Consider the following 19,266-nt stretch of genomic DNA (forward strand, 5'->3'; position numbering starts at 1 on the left):
TAGGAAGCCTGGCTGATACCCACTGCCTGTGCAGCGATACCGAGACGAGCGCCATTCATGAGGGCCATCACGTACTTGATGAGACCGAACTTGCGACGGCCGCAGAGTTCTGCCTTAGCGTTCTTGTAAACCAGTTCGCAGGTCGGAGAACCGTGGATACCCATCTTGTTTTCGATACGACGAACATCGACGCCACCGTCGCGCTTGTCGTAGATGAACATGGAAAGACCGCGGCCATCCTTGGTGCCTTCTTCAGAGCGGGCAAGAACCAGGTGAATGTCGGAGTCACCGTTGGTGATGAAGCGCTTCACGCCGTTCAGGTACCAGCACTTGTCTGCTTCGCTGTAGGTTGCCTTCAGCATCACGCGCTGCAAGTCAGAACCTGCATCCGGTTCGGTCAAGTCCATGGACATGGTTTCGCCTGCGCAAATGCGGGGGACGAAACGAGAACGCTGGTCTTCGTCACCGAATTCGTACAGAGTTTCGATACAGTCCTGAAGGGACCAGATGTTTTCGAAACCTGCGTCGCCGGCGGCGATCATTTCGTTAATGGCGGTGTATGCAGTAACGGGGAAGTTCAAGCCACCGAAACGACGGGGCATGGTAACGCCGCAAAGGCCTGCCTTTACGGTTGCTTCCAGGTTTTCGTAAGTCTTGCTTGCGTAGCGGACGCGTCCGTTTTCGCAATGAGGACCTTCTGCATCAACTGCTTCTGCGTTGGGAGCGATCACGTTAGAAACGATGTCGCCAGCCAGTTCGCAAACCTTGTTGTAGTTGTCGATTGCGTCGGCGTAGTCGGCCGGAGCGTAATCGGACTTTTCTTCATTAGCAAAGCCATTTTCCCTGAGTTCCACAATGCGGTTCATCAAGGGGCTGCTTTCGAGATTGAACTTAATCTCCGGATGGTCAGTATAAAAATTTGCCATAGAGCTAAACCTACTTGTTGTTTGCCTTGTAGTACTTGATTAACTTGGGAACCACTTCTTCAACGTTGCCGTTGATGACGTAGTCAGCAATTGCATTGATGGGAGCGTCCGGGTCATTGTTCACGGAGATGATAATGCCGGAGTCCTGCATACCAGCGATGTGCTGGATCTGGCCGGAAATACCGCAAGCGATATAAACCTTCGGGCGGACAGTGAGGCCGGTCTGACCGATCTGACGATCGTGGTCAACGAAGCCAGCGTCAATAGCAGCGCGGCTTGCACCCACTTCACCGTGGAGTTCCTTAGCCAGTTCAAACAACAGGTCGAAGTTTTCCTTGGAGCCCATGCCGTAACCACCGGCAACAACGATGGGAGCTCCCTTCAGGTTGTTCTTGGCGGCTTCAACGTGGCGTTCCAGAACCTTTACCACGTATTCTGCTTCGGGGACGTACTTGGCGACGTCGTGCTTGACAACTTCACCCTTGTAGTTAGCGTCCTTGATTTCCTTCTTCATCACACCTTCGCGGACGGTAGCCATCTGCGGGCGGTGTTCCGGGTTCACGATGGTAGCAACGATGTTACCGCCGAAAGCCGGACGAATCTGGCAAAGCTGATTTTCGTAGAACTTCTTGACGCCACCGATGCTCATTTCGAAGCTGTCGATTTCGAGTTCGGTACAGTCTGCAGTCAGACCACTGTGGGTAGCAGCAGAAATGCGGGGGCCAAGGTCACGACCAATCACGGTTGCACCCATGAGGCAGATCTGGGGCTGTTCTTCCTTGAACAGGTTGATCACGAGAGATGCATGGGGATTGGTGGTGTAGGGGAACAGGCCTTCAGCGTCGAACACATGAACCTTGTCCACACCGTAGGGGAAAACCTGCTTTTCAATGCCGTCGATACCAGAGGCTGCGCAAATGCATTCCAGCTGAACACCCAGGGTGTCGGCCAGCTTACGGCCCTTGGAGAGCAATTCGAGGGAAACGTCCTTAACGGTAGTCCCTTCAATTTCGCAATATACAAATACGTTATTCATAGGTTAACCGATAATCTTTCCTTCTAAGAGTTCCTTGATCAGGCCTTCCACATCTTCATCGCTAGCGGTGAGAGTGCGGCTTTCCTTAGCCTTGAACACAATGTTCTTGACGGCCTTAACGTTGGTCGGAGAACCGGCCTTACCGATCTGTGCAGGATCTGCATCGATGTCGGCTGCACCCCACTGGGCGATGTCCAGGTAGGGCTTTTCGGCGATAAGGGCTGCGTACTTTTCAGCGGCTTCGGGAGCACGTTCGGCAACAGCAGTTGCTGCCTTGTACTTCATGAGGCGCTTTGCGTTACGGGGACGGCAGGGAGCTGCGGAACCGTTAACGGTTACGACCAGCGGCAGCGGTGCTTCCACGGTTTCGACACCACCGTCGATGAGGCGACGGATCACAACCTTCTTGGCTGCCGGGTCCAGGGAGAGAATTTCTTCGGCGTAGGTCACCTGAGTGAGGCCCAACTTCTGAGCGATCTGGGGACCGACCTGTGCGGTATCACCATCGATAGCCTGACGGCCGCAGAGGATGATGTCGTAGTTGCCAACTTTCTTGATAGCCTGAGCCAGAGTGTAGCTGGTAGCCAAGGTATCTGCACCACCGAGAGTACGGTCGGTAACAACGAAACCTTCGTCAGCGCCGCGATAGAGAGCTTCGCGAACAACTTCGGCGGACTTGGGGAGACCCATGGTCACAACGGAAATGGTGGAACCGGGGAACTGATCCTTCAGGCGAAGGGCCTGTTCCAATGCATTCAGGTCTTCAGGGTTGAAGACTGCAGGCAAGGCAGCACGATTGATGGTACCCTGTTCCGTCATGGCGTCGGGACCCACATTTCGTGTGTCAGGAACTTGCTTAGCAAGTACAACGATTTTTAGGCTCATAGTTATTGATCTTTAGCGGATGAACCGCCAAGGTGATTAGTTTAATGTTATTTGAGCCAAATTTACCTTTTTTGAAAAATGTAAATGGTGAAGTTGGGTGGAATACTTTAAAAAAAGAGGAGAAAATGGCTGAAATTATTACAATCTTGTGATTATTTTCGTACGTATTGTAGGGCGTGCCATTGGACGTCCTATGGTGCCGTTTATAAAAATTACTGATAGCCCTTGCTCTTGAGGGGTATGTTACTCTTTTTTATATTATGTTAACAAAAAGTTGCCTTGTGCTGTGAAAGGCTGCGTGGCGAGAAGAAAAAAACTTTTTGCCCGTAAGAGAATCCCGTGAAAACCGGGAACGGTCCCGCCGCTGTAAGGGAGGACGAAACTGACATGAACCAATGCGAGATAAGCGATTCGAACTCTCGTGTGAAGGAGTCAGGAGTAGAATGATCCCCCAGTCAGAAGAACTGTGAGGTAGCTAAGGAATACGGTCGTGTGCCGTGTCCATCTGGAGTCCGATGCGAGAGACATGGACAAGATTTGCCGCGCTAGCACTAGCAGCGGCCTGTTGCGTATGTGCCCAGGATGGCCCTATTCAGGACCTGGGTTCTACCGACGTGGTTGCCCAAGCCCCCGCAGTCTCTCAAAAAAGCACCAGTTTTACCGAAATTACCAAGGATGCCTGGGAAGGTAAACCTTATTCCGCCGCTGAACTTCTGGCTACTCTGCCTGGAATTCAGTATTATCGCCAGGGTGGCCTGGGTAGTTTCCAGACCATAAGCATTCGAGGAATTGCTGCTAAGAATGTGGTTATCTGCATGGATGGGGTTCCCTTGAACGATGGCAGCGGCGGTGCGGTGGATCTGGGGCAGATTGACTTGAACCAGATTGAAAAAATTGAAGTCTACAAGGATCGTGTCCCTGCGAGATTCGGTGGCGCAGGAATTGGCGGTGCCGTCAATTTTGTGACCAAGTCCGCTGTGGATCGCGGTGGCCCAAAAACGTCAGGACGAATCCTCGCCAGTTATGGAAGTCATAACTTCTGGGAAGGATCTGCGCAGGTCCAGACTCGTGTGACGGATAGCGCTACTTTTGCGGCCACACTGTCCGCTCGCCATTCCGACAATGATTACGAATTTACCAACCGTAACGGCACCAACTATAATAAGGATGATGACTTTACGGATGTTCGAAAGAATGCCCAGTATACGGAATATTCCGGTAATGTGAAGTACCGCATCCTCCATGGCTTTGGAGGTTTCTCCACATTCTCCTTGAATGCCTCCATGTCCGATGCGGGTAACCCCGGTCGTGAAGATTACCAGACCACATTTGCCGGCTTCGAAGGGCAAAATGCCCAGGCCAGCTACCGCATGGAATTTCCCGAATACTTTGGATGGCTTTGGCTGGAATTGGGCCTGACGGGAAAATTTGAAAAGTCGGTTTCCCATTCCTACTATCCGGTAGATCATATTGGATACGTCTCTACGGACAATCTGGAATATGGAACGGGTGGCTATAAATTTATTCCGGAGCTGACTGCTAGTTATTATGGAGAACGGCTAGATGTAAACCTTCGGGTGGCTGGTGGAGCTGATTACTATACCCCGCGGGGCAATTCTGCGGGCTGGGCTCTGGATCGTTACTCCTTCTCTCTGGCTGGCGATGGGGAGTTTCGTTTTCTTCCCTGGTTCGCTGTAGGTACCGAAGGTTCCTTGCTGGGTGTTTCCGATGAAGTTCACGGGGGAACCATGGTCTTGCCGACCTTCACGAAAACTCTGGAGAATTCTGCGGAAAAGAACTTGTCTTATTCCGCCCGCGGTTTGCTGAAGGTTGGCCGCGAGGATTCCCGATTTGGCGGGTCAGCAAGCTTTGGACGCTTCTATAGAAAGCCAGACTTGATGGAACTTTATGGCGTGTATCCGGGGGTGATCAGCAATCCCGATTTGAAGGACGAAATAGCTTACCGTTTTGAGGCAAGCGCCTTTGCTGCAACAAAAAATCGCAAGACGATCTTGCGTGCGACCTATTATCATACTCAGATGGAAAACGGAATTTTCTGGGTGAATTCTGCTTCCTTCATGAAACCTTTTAATCTGGATGACGCCAGCATATCAGGCTTCGAAGTAGAAGTGGAAAGTGCCCCGGTGGATTTCATGCGGGCGATTCTCCGTGCCACGTTCCAGGATGCCGTGGATCAGTCTAGGGAAAAGGCCTACCGCAATAATAAATTGCCTGGAGAGCCTGCTCGTTCCTATTATGCGGAACTGCAGTTGAACCTGCCCTTCCATTTTGACTTTAGCTGGTCCTCCAGTTATCGCACCAAAATTTATAGTGACCGTGCGAACCGAATGGAACAGCCCGCCGTAGCCATCCATAAGGCTGTTCTCGGATTTAAACCTTTTGAATCCACCCGTCTGGCTTTTTCTGTAGACAATATCTCGGATGAATCCTACCGCAATTTTTACACTCCATTTCCCACTCCGGGGAGGGAATACAAACTTACACTAACCCAGGGGTTCTAGCCCCCGCGCAGGGATTTTGTTGACCAAGTGGAATGCGAAATCTTTGTGACGACACAAAAAGGAAAAAACATGATGAAGAAAAAATACTTGACTCTTCTCGCTGCAAGCACCTTTGCTTTCTTTATGCAGGCTTGCGATCACAACTCTATTGCCGCTGGCGAACCTGCTTTCGACAAGGATGATTCTTCCTCTTCCGTTAAGGAAGATAAGTCTTCCTCTTCTGTTAAGGAAGATGAAAAGTCTTCTTCCTCTTCTGCTGAAGTTGTTTCCGGTTCTGTATTTGTCATTGGCTCTGATTACAAGACTGGTGAAATTCGCTGGGTTGAAAATGACTCCATCTCCAAGAAGTCCCTCGACATTTATCAGGACACCAAGCTGGTGACTATTGACGGCAAGCTCTACGCTCTGGAACGTTCCGGTTCTGATAACGTTGCCCTCATTGATACCAAGAGCAAGAAGGTTTCCTGGGAAGCCTCTCTGGATGACTATTCCAACCCCACCGACATTGTTGCCGCTGGTAAGGATGAAGCATGGGTTGCTCTGGAAGGTACCGATAGCTTCGTGAAGATCTCCCTGAAGGACGGTAAGGTGGTGAAGACTGTGAAGACCACGGACTTCATTTCTAAGGGTGGTTACTCTCCGAACCTGGCTGACTTCGAAGTTAGCGGTGACACTCTGTTCGCTGTCTTCCAGCGTTATATCTCCGAATACGATTCTGCTGGCAATTGGACGGGCACTTCTTACCCCAAGGGCCTCTTGGCTATGTATAAGCTGAATGATGGCGCTCTTCTGGATACCATCCAGCTTGCAACTTCCAACCCTTCTGCTGTTAAGGTGGTGAAGGGTAACGTCTATGTTGCTACCATGGGTGCCTACAACGCTAGCTATGGTACCGACGCTGATGACGAACGCGGCGTTGAAAAGGTTGATCTTTCTAAGAAGTCTTCTGAACTGTACGTCTCCGGCAAGAAGATTGGTGCAGGCGTCTACAACTTTGTCGCTGATTACGAAGCCGGTGTTGCCTATGCTGTTGCTTACAAGGGCATGGACATGACCACCTATGCAACTGAAGCTCCGGTTGTTAAGGTTGACTTGGCAAGCGGTTCTGTAGAAACCATCAAGGGCATTGATGATGCTGAAGGCGGCTTGGCCATTGACGCTGCTACCGGTATCCTTTATGTGGGTGATCGCACCTATGGTGCAGAAGCCATTTATGCCTACAATGGTAAGGAAGTGACTAAGGTTCCTTCCGCCGCTGAAAAGGCTCTTGCTCCCTACAGCATCGCTATCGTTGAGTAAGAAAAGAGATTTCCTTAAAAGGGTGAATCCAGGTGGGTTAGGTAAATCCTGGGGGTAAGGGAAAAGGTCCGGCTTATGCCGGGCCTTTTTAACTTTTATTCACTTCGATTCCCAAGCGATTGACTTTATAGTGCATCACGCGGGGGCTTAGATCAAGGTCTCTGCCGGCGGCGCTCATGTTGCCTTTATGGCGGCGCAGGGCTTCGCTGATAATTTCGCGCTCGTAGCTGTCAATTAACGTGGAAAGCGGTGCCGTGCCCTCGGGCAAAAGAGCCGTACCGGATGTAACGTCCGTCTGTAGGGTAGGCGGTAAATCATAGGCGTTAATAGCCACGTCCGTCGTTACTAAGCAGGCATGTTCAATACAGTTCTCCAACTCGCGGACGTTGCCGGGCCAGTGATAGCTTAATAGCATGTCGATAGCGGGGGAGCTAAGGCGAGTGATGTTCTTGCCGTATTTCAAGTTCATTTTGGCGATGAAATAATCCGCCAATAGTAGGATGTCCGTCTTTCGCTGGAAAAGATCCGTGAGATGAATCTGGAAAACATTGAGACGGTAATAAAGATCCTCGCGGAAAAGCCCCTGCTGGATCATTTGCTCCAGGTTTCGTGCGGTGCTGGCAATCAAGCGCACGTCGGCATTCTGCACGATGTTGCTTCCCTGACGGCTGAATTTCCCGTCTTGGATAAACTGCAGGAGTTTTACCTGGGCGTTAATGTTGAGGCTGGCTACTTCGTCTAGAAATAGGGTGCCGCCTAAGGCCTGCTCCGCTTTTCCTAAACGTCGGCTGGTTGCGCCTGTAAATGCTCCGCGTTCGTAACCGAACAGCTCGCTTTCGAAGGAGTTGGCGTTGTTTACTTCGCTCAGAGTGCTGCAGTTCAGCATGACGAAGGGCTTGTCCCTACGGTCGGAAAGCTGATGGATGCTTCGGGCCACGTACTCCTTGCCGGTGCCTGCATTTCCTCGGACTAGAACTAAAGCGATGGAGGGGGCGATGTGCCTTACCTGGTCTCGAACCGCGCGCATTTCGCTAGTGTTGCCGATGAGTTCGCCTGGCTTGCCCTTCACTAGGTCGCGAATTTTATCGCATTCGTCCTGATGGGCGGCGCTTGCGGTATCGAATTTTTGGGAAAGAATGTTCTGGATTTTGCTTAATTGTTCATCACGCTTGCGTACCGAGCGCAGTGTCTCGGCAATTTCTTCAAAAGCTGAATTTTCAAGCGCTACAAAATCCATATCTATCTCATCCCGCAGGGGCGGGCTATAAAGAAGTTGCTGCGTCAGGGTGATTTTAAAGGAGTACTAACCCCGACGCAGCATGTTCTAGGAGAGAAATGTGACCCAAATATACTAAATAATTTTGGCTTTGTTTTACTTTTTTGTAAAATAATTGTTCTTTTTTACAAAATTGTAATAAAATGATGGGCAAATACCCTAAAAAAATGATGAAAGACCGCTTCTTTGTTCCTACTTTTGCCTTCACACACAAGGAAAAACATTATGAGCACCTATAGAAAGAATACCATTGACGAAATCGCCAAGGCCGCAACCGCACCGGTAAAGCCTGCCGAAACCGTCAACGTGGATTACTACGGCGAAGATGTGTTTAACGCCAACGCCATGAAGGTTTACCTGCCCAAGGATATCTGCAAGAAGCTTCTTGCTACGATTGAACAGGGTGCTCCCCTGGACCCGAACATTGCCGGCGAAGTGGCTCATGCCATGAAGAAGTGGGCAATGGATCGCGGTGCCACTCATTTTACTCACTGGTTCCAGCCCCTCACTGGCTCCACCGCCGAAAAGCATGACTCCTTCTTGGAACCGGATGGCCTCGGCGGTTGCGAAGCCATCATGGTGTTCAGCGGCAAGAACCTGATTGTTGGCGAACCGGACGCTTCCTCTTTCCCCAGCGGCGGCATCCGTTCTACTTTCGAGGCCCGCGGTTATACTGCCTGGGATCCCACTAGCCCCGCTTTCATCAAGCGTCATGGCAATGGTGCAACTCTTTGCATTCCTACTGCGTTCTGCTCTTACACTGGCGAAGCTTTGGACAAGAAGACTCCGCTGCTGCGCTCCCTGCAGGCTCTTTCCAAGTCCACCGAACGTTTGATGGCTTGCTTCAAGGCTGGCAAGAAGAAGACCACCGTTACTCTCGGTGCCGAACAGGAATACTTCCTCATCGACAAGCGTTTCTATTTACAGCGTCCGGACCTGTATCAGGCTGGCCGCACTCTGTTCGGTGCTGTTCCTGCAAAGCATCAGCAGATGGATGACCATTACTTCGGTTCTATTCCCGCTCGTATTTTGAACTTCATGAACGAAGTGGAAATGGAACTGTGGAAGCTTGGCATTCCTGCAAAGACTCGTCACAACGAAGTGGCTCCTGCTCAGTTTGAACTTGCTCCCATGTTCGAAGAAGTGAACCTGGCTTGCGACCACAACATGCAGGTGATGGAAGTTCTTCGCAATGTGGCTGACAAGAATGGTCTGGTTTGCCTCCTTCACGAAAAGCCTTTCGCTGGTGTGAACGGTTCTGGCAAGCATAACAACTGGAGCGTTTCCTATGGTTCCGGCAACCTGCTGAATCCGGGTAGCAATCCTCACGAAAATGCCGTGTTCCTCACCACTCTTTGCGCTGTGATTTATGCGGTGGATTCTCACGCAGACTTGCTCCGCATGACTACCGCTGGCGCAGGCAATGACCATCGCTTGGGTGCTAACGAAGCGCCTCCGGCCATCGTTTCTATGTACTTGGGCGACCAGCTCATGGATGTGATTGAACAGCTGGAACAGGGCGCTCCCAAGTCTAGTAAGCAGGCCGGCGCCATGAAGCTTGGCTCCGACAGTTTGCCGCCGCTGCCCCGTGATGCTACGGACCGTAACCGTACCAGTACTTTTGCTTTCACTGGCAACAAGTTCGAATTCCGTGCGCCGGGTTCCAGCCAGTCCTGCTCCGAACCCAATGTGGTTCTGAACACTATCGTTGCAGAGGCATTCGACATGATTGCCGAACAGCTGGAAAAGTTGGATGACAAGAATTTCCACACCGGTCTCCAGAAGATTCTTCAGAAGATCGTGAAGGAACACAAGCGAGTCATCTTCAACGGAAACGGTTATACCGACGAGTGGATTGCCGAAGCAGAACGCCGCGGCCTTCCCAACATCCGCACTTCTCTGGAAGCTCTGAAGGCTCTCAAGAACGAAGCCAACATTGCCCTCTTCGAAAAGTACGGCGTCATGAACCGCGTGGAAATGGAATCCCGTTACGAAGTGAACGTGGAAGACTACCACAAGCGCGTTCGCATCGAAGGCGAAATCTGCCGCGACATGGCCAAGAACATTATCTTGCCCAAGGTGGTGGAGGCTTACTCCTGCGCCCTCAAGACCAACGAAATGGCTCTCAACCAGGGTTTCCCCGGTGTGGATGCCTACGTGAAGTCTTTGGGTGAAGGCTGCAAGGACCTGATGGCCGCTGTGGCTAAGGTTGAATCTGCTCTCGCTGGCGAACATGAAGGCATTCTCGCTGCCATGGCAGAAACCCGCAAGATCGTTGACGCTCTTGAAAAAGTCGTCTCCGACGAAATGTGGCCCCTGCCCAAGTACCGCGAGATGATGTTCATTTACTAATTGCATTCCGGTTAAGGTCCCCGAGCATAGCCGAGGGGCCGCACTTAAACCGAAAAAACGTCCCCCGACACTTCTTATGAAGTGCCGGGGACTTTCTTTTAAGATTATTGATTCACGGGTTCCACATGAATGGAGTATGCAATCTTATTGCCGTGTCCGCGCTCGTTCTTGAAGTGGGTGATCACTTCGACTTTGTCTCCATTAGAGAGCGTTGCTATGGCATGGTAATCATCGCCATCAGCGCGGTCAACTTTCACGCTTTGGCATGCGAGACCTTGTTCCACGAGGGCGTCGGTTATGGTGTTCTTGGTTTCTTTTTCAACCCACCAGTAGCGCCCGGTGACAGGGCCTGGAATGGCGATGGCTGCAATCCAAACTGCGATAACTGCGAAATTGATTAAGCCCTTTGTGGTTGCCGGTAGATAGGAACCCTTGTTCATCTTGTTGAGGCAAACCAGAACGTAGAACGCGCCGCCCATACCAACCAGAAGGGAAACGTAGCAGGGCCAAGTTTTCAGGAACATGAAGTAAACGAATACATAGCCAGAAATGATGTGTGAGCAAACGCCCAGCGCTGCTAAACAGGCGAGGCAAATCAAAAGTGTCTTTGCAGGATTCTTCTTGAAGTTTTCGCAGAATTCGCGGGCATCCAAGAATTCTCGGGTCTTGACTTCGGTGAGGGTGCCGGTGCCTTTGCAACACTTGCAGGGAGATCTGTCGGAAGCAACCTTTGTTCCGTTGCATTGAATGCAATCCAACATCTTGACTTGTCCCGAGCCGCAGCAGTAAGGACAGGGCTTTTTGTCTTTCGTGCCGGTGCCCTTGCATTTCTTGCAGGTTTCAGAACTCTTTACTGGAAATTCTACGGCTCTGCCTAAAGACTTAATGTGGATGTGAACGGAATCTTGTTGTTCTGACATAGGTTCTCCTCGTATATTCCAAATCTAGTAAATGAAAATCGCCCTCAAGTGAGAGCGATTTTATCTTTATGCGAACAACTTAATGACTCGCTTGATGCCTGCGATGAATCGGTCTACGTCACGTTCCTGAGAGTAGACTCCGAAGGACAATCGCAGGGTGGCGTCAACGCCGAACCGGTCCATGACCGGTTGAGCGCAGTGGTGGCCACTGCGCACAGCGACGTTTTCTTCGTCAAGGATCATGGCGGCGTCGCTGACGGCGATTCCATCCAGCGTTACGCTAATGAGTGCGCCGCGATTCTTGGGACTGCCAAGGACCTTAATCTGCGGGATGGTGGCCAGCTGTTCCAAAGCGTACTTCACGATTTTTTCTTCGTGTTCGCGAATGTTGTCCAGACCGATTTCCTGAATCCATTCCACAGCCTTGCCCAAGCCCAGAACTTCTGCAATGGCGGGCGTACCAGCCTCGAAACGTTCGGGGACGTCGGCGTAGGTTGTCTTTTCAAAGGTGACGTTCTTGATCATTTCGCCACCGCCGTGCCAAGGAGGCATGGAATCCAGTACATCGTACTTGCCGTACAAAACGCCGATGCCTGTGGGGCCGTACATCTTGTGTCCGCTAAATGCAATAAAGTCGCAGTCCAGTTCCTGCACATCGATCTTCAAGTGAGAGGAACTCTGGGCGCAGTCAATGAGAATCTTTGCCTGGGGCGCGTTCTTGCGTACAGTTACGATAATTTCTTTAATAGGATTGACGGTTCCAACGGCGTTGCTCACGTGGGTGACCGCCACCATCTTCACTTTTTCGGTGAGAAGTTCCGGCAACTTTTCCAAATCCAAGTCGCCGTCATCCTTTACGGGAATGACCTTGATTTTTGCGCCCTTCATCTCGGCTACAATCTGCCAGCTTACGATGTTGGCGTGATGCTCTAGGCCGCTAATGAGAACTTCGTCGCCTTCGCTGAAAAACTTACGTCCATAGCTCCAGGCCACCAGATTGATGCTTTCGGTGGTGCCGCGGGTAAAGACGATTTCGTTTTCGCTCTTGGCGTTGATGAACTTGGCGATGTTCTTGCGGGTGGCTTCGTAGGCTTCGGTAGTACGAGCGCTGAGACGATACACGCCGCGCTTTACGGAACTGTAATGTTCGCGGTAGAAGTCGTTCATAACATCAATGACGCAATCGGGCTTCTGGGTGGTAGCGGTGCTGTCCAAGAAGGCCAAGGGCTTGGCTTCTTGATCGCCAGCTACCAGCATGGGAAATTCACTACGGATTTTTTCTGCATCAAACTTTACATCAATCATGGCGCCAAAAATAGAAATTGAAAATGTTAAGAATTGTTTTAATGCCTTGTTAGGTTGGGTTTTGTATATTTGTTGCCAAAAAATTGGAAGGTTTTGGCATGGACATCAATTACAAAAAGTTTTTATCTATTACTGGCGTGGTATTCTCGCTGGCCTCTGCAAGCTTTGCACAACAGGAACTTCACGATGCTATAGACAATGGTGATATCGCCGCTGCTCAGAAAATGGTGAAGAAGGGCGTCGCCGAGGAAATTTACTGCGGCAAGTTGAACCCCAATGACGCCGTGAAGGTGTACGAAAAGATTTTCAAGGCAATGCCTAACGAATCTTTTGAAAATTGTCCCACCCAGTTTGCTTATGGTTACGGTGCAAAGGTTTGTGCTAACGCCAAGGCAATGGACGCCTGTTCCGAAGTGACTAAGTTGTTGCTGAAGGATGGGGAGGCAGGCAATGTGAATGCCATCGAAACTCTGGATGGTGTGCTGAAGTCGATCGTCAAGAACAAGGCTTTCGCAAAGCCTGTGAAGGAACAGGTGGATACCACCGCTTGGGTGGCTTGCCCCAAGAAGGGTAAGGACCGCATCGCTTGCATTGAACAGTGCAAGACTCAGTCCGATTCTCTGGAAGACGCTGCCCATAAGGCTCTCTGCGATTCCAAGCCGGAACAGTTCATCGAAACAACGCTCACGATTTCCAAACCGTCTCCGCTTTTCGAAATGCTTCGTGCGGAAATCGCTGATGGTTACTGGAAGGCTCCCATGTCTGTAGCAGAAAAGTTCTCCAAGCTGGCTCAGACATATGCAAAGCCTCTGACGATTGCGGATACTTCTGTGGTAAATCTGGCTTTCGTTGATCGCTGGGCTGAAACTCACAAGGCCGCTGGTTCCGCTCTTCCCGGCGGTCAGTTGTTCCGTTTCTGTGCTTCCTGGCAACCTCAGGTGGATTCCATCCTGACGGCTAAGGAAATTGCTACTCGCTGCCCTGTGTTTGAAACCTTCGTGGATCCTCGCGACAAGCAGAAGTACAAGGTCAAAAATATTGAAGGCTTCAAGTGGTTTGTCCAGAACTTGAACTATGCTGTGGAAGATGGTTCTCTCTGCTACGACCGTGAAGACGATAACTGCAAGGCCTATGGCCGTCAGTACAATCATGCTACAGCCTTGACCGTCTGTCCGGAAGGCACTCACTTGGCTACGGAAGAAGAATGGTCTGCTCTGGAAGACCTGGCTGGTGGCGCAAGCTCCGCTGCAGAAAAGCTCCGCAGTAACGGTTCCGATGACTTTGCCTTTACCGCCCTGTTTGGCGGTCATACCAACAAGAACGGCTTCTCCGTCACTGCAGGCGAAGGCGCTTACTTCTGGATGGAAGATGCTGCTGACGATGGTCGCAGCTATGCACGTTCTATGTTCGCTACCGACCGCGATGTATCCCGTATCCCTGTGGATAACGGTTACTACATGTCCGTACGTTGTGCAATTAACGGACGCTTCCCGGTGGAAGTTCCCGTGGCTCCCGCTAACGCTGCAGAAGTCCCGGCTGAAGCATCTGCTGCTGAATAATTAGAGGATGTCATGAACGCTGGATTCAAACCTACCTGCAGTCGCGAAAACTGGATCAAACGCCAGGCCTTGATGAACAAGGTCCGTCAATTCTTCGTTTCCCGCGATTCTCTGGAAGTGGAAACCCCCACTCTTTCCAATGCAGGCGGTACGGATCCCCAGCTGGACTACTTTCAGGTAGGTGTAGAAGGTGAACCTCCTCGCTTCATGATGACGAGTCCTGAGTTTCATATGAAGCGCTTGCTGTCTGCTGGCTTTGGGGACATCTTTCAGATTACAAAGTCCTTCCGTAAGGATGAATTCGGTAGCCACCACAATAATGAATTCAGTATGGTGGAGTGGTATCGTGTGGGTTGGCCTCAGGAAAAACTGATGGACGAAGTAGAAGCTCTCGTCAGTGAAATTCTAGGTAAGCCTATTAATGCTCGCCGTACCCGCTGGATCGATGCTTTCAGGAATTACGCCGGAGTGGATCCGTTCTGTGAAGATTTGAACCTCTTTGCGGATGCTTGCCGCCGTCGTGAGATTCCTGTTCCCGAGGGCGGTTCCATGAGTCGTGAAGACTGGTGGGACTATCTGATGGTTTTCATAATTGAACCCGCTCTCGCCAGTAACGGTCCGGAATTCATTCTGGATTACCCGCCTTCTCAGGCTGCCCTTGCCCAGACTTACGTAGATGCCGATGGATTGACCTGGGCGAAGCGCTTTGAACTTTTTGTAGATCAGGTGGAACTTTGCAATGGCTATACGGAACTGACGGATGCCGCCGAACAGCGCCGCCGTTTTAACGCCGATCAGAAAATTCGTGAAAGTATGGGGAAGCCCATGCCTCCCATCGATGAACATTTCCTGGCGGCTCTGGAATCGGGTATGCCGTCTTGTTCTGGGGTGGCGCTGGGGCTGGACCGCCTGTTTATGCTGGCCATGAACAAGCCTGAGATTGGGGATGTGATCCTCTTCCCCAGCCCTATTGCTTAATCTATTTCAAAAGTTTCTGGATTTCCTTGCGGACTTCGTCTTCCTTGAAGATGCCTGCGTGGATTTGGACGATGCTGTCCTGGTCGTTTACCAAATACGAGACTGGAATGAATCCGGGGTTGCCTAAAAGATTCATCAAATCGTAATTCCAGTGAAGGACTGTCCAGGGAAGTTGATGCTTCTTCTTGAATTTGGCTGCGATTTTGACGTTATCGTCCTCGCTAATCATCAAAATATTGAGCCCCTGATTGGCGAATTCGTTATGGATGTTTTTTAACATGGGAATTTCAGCCATGCAGGCGGGGCACCAACTGGCGCTCAGGACGATAAAGGTGGCTTTCCCCTTCAATTCCTGGAAGGTCGTTCTGCCATTTTCCACGTCAATTGCTGTAAAATTGTTGATTTTTCTAGAAATTTCCTGGAATTGGTTGTCTAGGGACAGCTGCCGATACGCCATAGAACCCAGTATCAGGACTGGTATTGCAATCAGGAGTATTTTGACGGCCAAAGAACGCATATCTGGACTGAATTTATGAAATTTTTAATCAGCTTTTAAGTTATATTCTTCCATATGGCATACAATATTCAAGATCTTCTCGCAGAAATGGTGAAGCGTGGCGCTTCTGACTTGCACATTACTGCAGGCGCCCCTCCTTTAGTTCGTCTCCACGGTAAGCTTACTCCTATTGGTGAAAATAAGCTGAAGCCGGACGAAACCATGCGAATGACCTATAGCTTGATGAACGAAGGCCAGAAAAAGTCCTTCGAACAGAGCAAGGAATGTGACTTTTCTTTCGGTATTGCAAACTTGGCACGTTTCCGTGCTAACGCTTACCTCCAGCGTGGTTGCGTGGCTTTGGCCCTTCGTATTATTCCGCTGGACATTAAGACCTTTAAGGAATTGGGTCTTCCCAAGATCATGGCTGAATTTACCACCCGTCCTTCCGGCTTGGTGCTGGTGACTGGTGCTACCGGTTCCGGTAAGTCCACTACGCTTGCTGCTATGATCGATAAGATTAACAAGGAACGTCATGACCACATTCTGACGGTGGAAGATCCTATCGAATTCTTGCACAAGCATCAGAACTGCATGATCAACCAGCGTGAAGTGGGTAGTGATACCAACAGCTTTGCCAACGCCTTGAAGATGGCTCTTCGTCAGGACCCGGACGTGGTGCTTATCGGCGAAATGCGTGACTTGGAAACCATCCGTGCTGCATTGACCATTGCAGAAACGGGCCACTTGGCTTTTGCAACCTTGCATACCAACTCCTGCGTGCAGACCATCAACCGCGTGGTGGATGCATTCCCCAAGGGTGAACAGCAGACTGTTCGTACTCAGCTCTCCTTCGTGCTTCAGGGCGTAATCTGTCAGACTCTCGTACCCCGCATTGGCGGCGGTCGTGTAATGGCATACGAAGTGATGAATGTGACTCCGGGTATTCGAGCCTTGATTCGTGATGACAAGGTTCATCAGATTGAATCCATGATTGAAATCGGTCAGAAGTTCGGTATGAACACCATGAACATGTGCCTTTGCGACCTGGTGAAGAATCGCAAGGTGGACCGTTTTGAAGCCCTTTCCCGTTCCCCCAGTCCTGACCAGCTTGAACAGCTGATGCAGAAGGAAGGGGTGTAGGAGTAGCTCATGCCAGAATTTCTCTATAAAGCCAGTAATGCCCAAGGCAACAAGTTCGATGGCGTCATCGAAGCGAAGGATAAGGCCGAAGCTGAAGCCCTCTTGATGCGTCGACGCTTGATTATCGAAAGCTTGAAGAAAAAGCCTACGGAAATCAAGATCAAGTTTGGTAGTGGCATTAAGCCTGCTGACATTTCCAGATTTACCCGTATGTTCTCCTCCATGAGTTCGGCAGGTCTTCCCATGTTGCAGTGCTTGAACATTCTGGAAAGCCAGTGCGAAAACCCTGACCTTAGGGAAGTGGTTCATAAGGTGACCATGTCCATTAACGGCGGTTCTTCCCTGGCCGATGCTCTTTCTCAGCATCCTAAGGTGTTCAATACTCTTTATACCAACATGGTGGCTGCAGGTGAAGCGGGCGGTATTCTGGATGGCATTCTTGCCCGTCTTGCTGATACCTTGGAAAACGGCGAACGTCTGAAACGTAAGGTGAAAAAAGCACTGACCTATCCTGTGATGTTGATTATCGTGGGTGTGTTGGTGGTGATCGCCTTGATGACTTTTGTGGTGCCTACCTTCGCAGAACAGTTCGCTGCTCTTGACGCTGAACTTCCTGCACCGACTCAGGTGGTGATGAATATTTCCGACTTCATCCGCGATAACGGTATGATTCTCGGCATTATGGTTGTGCTTGCAATTGTGGGCTTTAAGCTTGCCATGAGGGTTCCATCCATCAAGTTTGCGTGGGACGGCTTTATGCTAAAGGTTCCGAAACTTGGGGACCTTCAGGTGAAGTCTGCAACGGCAAGTTTTGCTCGAACTTTAGGTACTCTTCTGAATGCTGGTGTGTCCGTGATGGACTCCTTGAAGGTGGTGGCCTCTACCGTCTCCAACAAGGTAATCGAAAAGGCTATCGGTAAGATTTCCATTGGTATTGCTGGTGGTAAATCCATTGCGGAACCTATGGAAGAATGTCACTTGTTTCCGCCTATGGTGATCCAGATGACGGGTGTGGGTGAAAAGACGGGTAACCTTGGCGGCATGCTGTTGAAATTGGCGGACTTCTATGATGAAGAAGTGGATGCCGCTGTGGACGGCGTTGTGGGCATGATGGAACCTATGATCATCGTGTTCCTGGGTGGCGCTGTGGGTGGCTTGCTTATTGCAATGTACATGCCCATGTTCTCTATGTCTGATAGCGTTAAGGGTTAAAACAAACCTACGCAAATCATTCCTTAATTTGAAGAACGGACAGGCTTTATGCCTGCCCTTTCTTTATGCTGGCTCAGAATACATTTGATACAGTGAAATTCTAAATGCGTGTTGCTTGTTTTGCAGGCGGTTTTGAATTAGGGTATATTATGGACATAAAACAAGAGGTACAATATGAAGACTAAAATCCTTCTCCCCATCGTTACTGCAGCTCTTTCTATGAGCATGTTCGCTTGCTCTGATGACAGCAGTTCTCCCGCTTCTCCGGTTGTAAATCCCACAAGTTCTTCCGCAGCTGTAGTGGATCCTATCGTTGATCCGACTGCTGGTGTTTCCTCTTCCTCTGTGGTGGATCCGACTGTTGATCCTACCCAGAATCCGGTTGTGGGCCCCACTTCTTCCGCTGCTGCAGATCCTGATGTTGCCCCGGCTTCTAGCGCATCCAATATCGCTATTGACCCCAACGCTCCGGTGGATGCCAACGGTAAGATCACCAGCAAAATCTTTGACGATTCTGCTCTTCCCAAGCTTCCTAACAACGATACCGTCCATGTGGACAACAAGAGCGACTATAACTACTATGGCGCAGAACTGACTGGTCGTGACCAGTTCACTTACGGTCGCTTTGAAGCCCGTATGAAGATGGTTTCCATCTCTGGTTCCGTCAGCTCCATGTTCCTGTACTACGATAACTCCTATATGGAGGAAGACGAACCTTGGAATGAAATCGATATCGAAGTTCTGGGTAAGAATCCTGGCTCCTGGCAGTCCAACATCATTACCCGCTATCCGGATGATGAAACTAAGAAGCATAAGAATATCACTTCTGAATACATCCATCAGTTTGGCGACAACGCAACTGAAAACTTCCATCTCTTTGGCATGATCTGGACTCCGGAATACATCGCCTGGGAAATCGATAGCGTGGAAATCCGTCGTGACTACATCGGTCAGACCCGTACCGAAAAGAACGGCCCGGAACAGGATCAGGTTGCTTTCATGACTATGGAACAGTCCCTCCGTTTCAACCTCTGGTCTGCTGCTAGCACTGGTTGGGTTGGCAAGTTCACCGGTGGCGAACTGGCTGACGGCCCCAAGGAACAGCTTATTGACTACGTCCGTGTATACGACTACGATCCGGCTACTAAGGGCTTTGTCCTGAATTGGCAGGACGACTTCGATGGTGACGCTCTGGATAAGACTCACTGGAAGACTGGTAACTGGAAGATGGAAAACACCACTCTCCGTCCCGCAAACGTTGTTGTAGCTGATGGCTACTGCAAGCTCCTCTTGAGCCGCGAACTCAAGGAAGCTGCTAACTAAGATCTCCTGACAGACAACATCCAAAAGCCCCGGA

15 protein-coding genes and 1 riboswitch are annotated in these 19,266 nt (G+C 50.4%); of the genes, 8 read left to right on the top strand and 7 right to left on the bottom strand.

Annotation, left to right across the window (positions count from 1 at the left end):
• The 3 genes from BUB59_RS10900 to BUB59_RS10910 form a co-directional block, all read right to left on the bottom strand.
• Positions 1 to 926, bottom strand: a 926-nt coding sequence (locus tag BUB59_RS10900; RefSeq protein ID WP_200778833.1) for an acyl-CoA dehydrogenase family protein, incomplete at its 3' end; no start/stop codon positions are given.
• Between the two features lie 10 nt (positions 927 to 936).
• On the bottom strand, positions 937 to 1,962 hold the full coding sequence (locus tag BUB59_RS10905) for an electron transfer flavoprotein subunit alpha/FixB family protein (RefSeq protein ID WP_073229854.1): 1,026 nt from the start codon (positions 1,960 to 1,962) through the stop codon (positions 937 to 939).
• A 3-nt stretch (positions 1,963 to 1,965) separates the two neighbouring features.
• The gene (locus BUB59_RS10910) at positions 1,966 to 2,847 is read right to left on the bottom strand and encodes an electron transfer flavoprotein subunit beta/FixA family protein (RefSeq protein ID WP_073229856.1); all 882 of its coding nucleotides are present in this window, start codon (positions 2,845 to 2,847) and stop codon (positions 1,966 to 1,968) included.
• 262 nt (positions 2,848 to 3,109) lie between these two features.
• Positions 3,110 to 3,334: riboswitch (cobalamin riboswitch) on the top strand.
• A gap of 28 nt (positions 3,335 to 3,362) precedes the next feature.
• On the opposite strand from BUB59_RS10910, the gene BUB59_RS10915 reads away from it, so the two are divergent.
• Both BUB59_RS10915 and BUB59_RS10920 read left to right on the top strand, forming a co-directional pair.
• Complete coding sequence (locus BUB59_RS10915; protein WP_073229858.1) at positions 3,363 to 5,369, top strand: TonB-dependent receptor; 2,007 nt, start codon at positions 3,363 to 3,365, stop codon at positions 5,367 to 5,369.
• A gap of 69 nt (positions 5,370 to 5,438) precedes the next feature.
• Positions 5,439 to 6,668, top strand: a complete 1,230-nt coding sequence (locus tag BUB59_RS10920; RefSeq protein ID WP_083540292.1) for a YncE family protein — start codon at positions 5,439 to 5,441, stop codon at positions 6,666 to 6,668.
• Between the two features lie 88 nt (positions 6,669 to 6,756).
• Here the strand turns inward: BUB59_RS10920 and BUB59_RS10925 are convergent, their stop codons facing one another.
• On the bottom strand, positions 6,757 to 7,737 hold the full coding sequence (locus BUB59_RS10925) for a sigma-54 interaction domain-containing protein (RefSeq protein ID WP_234980027.1): 981 nt from the start codon (positions 7,735 to 7,737) through the stop codon (positions 6,757 to 6,759).
• A 432-nt stretch (positions 7,738 to 8,169) separates the two neighbouring features.
• Between BUB59_RS10925 and BUB59_RS10930 the strand changes: the two genes are divergently transcribed.
• On the top strand, positions 8,170 to 10,296 hold the full coding sequence (locus BUB59_RS10930) for a glutamine synthetase III family protein (RefSeq protein ID WP_073229863.1): 2,127 nt from the start codon (positions 8,170 to 8,172) through the stop codon (positions 10,294 to 10,296).
• 104 nt (positions 10,297 to 10,400) lie between these two features.
• Here the strand turns inward: BUB59_RS10930 and BUB59_RS10935 are convergent, their stop codons facing one another.
• Positions 10,401 to 11,216, bottom strand: coding sequence for a hypothetical protein (locus BUB59_RS10935; protein WP_073229865.1), 816 nt, complete (start codon positions 11,214 to 11,216; stop codon positions 10,401 to 10,403).
• A 66-nt stretch (positions 11,217 to 11,282) separates the two neighbouring features.
• On the bottom strand, positions 11,283 to 12,521 hold the full coding sequence (locus BUB59_RS10940) for an aminotransferase class V-fold PLP-dependent enzyme (protein WP_073229868.1): 1,239 nt from the start codon (positions 12,519 to 12,521) through the stop codon (positions 11,283 to 11,285).
• Between the two features lie 98 nt (positions 12,522 to 12,619).
• Between BUB59_RS10940 and BUB59_RS10945 the strand changes: the two genes are divergently transcribed.
• The gene (locus tag BUB59_RS10945; protein ID WP_083540298.1) at positions 12,620 to 14,080 is read left to right on the top strand and encodes an FISUMP domain-containing protein; all 1,461 of its coding nucleotides are present in this window, start codon (positions 12,620 to 12,622) and stop codon (positions 14,078 to 14,080) included.
• Positions 14,081 to 14,092: 12 nt separating this feature from the next.
• Positions 14,093 to 15,058 carry an EF-P lysine aminoacylase EpmA gene (epmA, locus tag BUB59_RS10950; RefSeq protein ID WP_073229872.1) on the top strand — a complete coding sequence of 322 codons (966 nt, stop codon included), beginning with the start codon at positions 14,093 to 14,095 and terminating at the stop codon, positions 15,056 to 15,058.
• A 1-nt stretch (position 15,059) separates the two neighbouring features.
• Here epmA and BUB59_RS10955 read toward each other — a convergent pair whose 3' ends face one another.
• A complete protein-coding gene (locus BUB59_RS10955) occupies positions 15,060 to 15,575 on the bottom strand; it encodes a TlpA family protein disulfide reductase (RefSeq protein ID WP_073229875.1) in 516 nt (171 codons plus the stop codon).
• A gap of 54 nt (positions 15,576 to 15,629) precedes the next feature.
• Between BUB59_RS10955 and BUB59_RS10960 the strand changes: the two genes are divergently transcribed.
• The 3 genes from BUB59_RS10960 to BUB59_RS10970 all read left to right on the top strand — a co-directional run bounded on the left by BUB59_RS10960 (position 15,630) and on the right by BUB59_RS10970 (position 19,232).
• A complete protein-coding gene (locus BUB59_RS10960) occupies positions 15,630 to 16,697 on the top strand; it encodes a type IV pilus twitching motility protein PilT (RefSeq protein WP_073229877.1) in 1,068 nt (355 codons plus the stop codon).
• A gap of 9 nt (positions 16,698 to 16,706) precedes the next feature.
• Complete coding sequence (locus BUB59_RS10965; RefSeq protein ID WP_073229879.1) at positions 16,707 to 17,909, top strand: type II secretion system F family protein; 1,203 nt, start codon at positions 16,707 to 16,709, stop codon at positions 17,907 to 17,909.
• A 174-nt stretch (positions 17,910 to 18,083) separates the two neighbouring features.
• On the top strand, positions 18,084 to 19,232 hold the full coding sequence (locus BUB59_RS10970; protein WP_234980028.1) for a family 16 glycosylhydrolase: 1,149 nt from the start codon (positions 18,084 to 18,086) through the stop codon (positions 19,230 to 19,232).
• Positions 19,233 to 19,266: the final 34 nt, after the last annotated feature.

It is taken from the genome of Fibrobacter sp. UWEL (assembly GCF_900142535.1).
Classification (GTDB): Bacteria; Fibrobacterota; Fibrobacteria; order Fibrobacterales; family Fibrobacteraceae; genus Fibrobacter.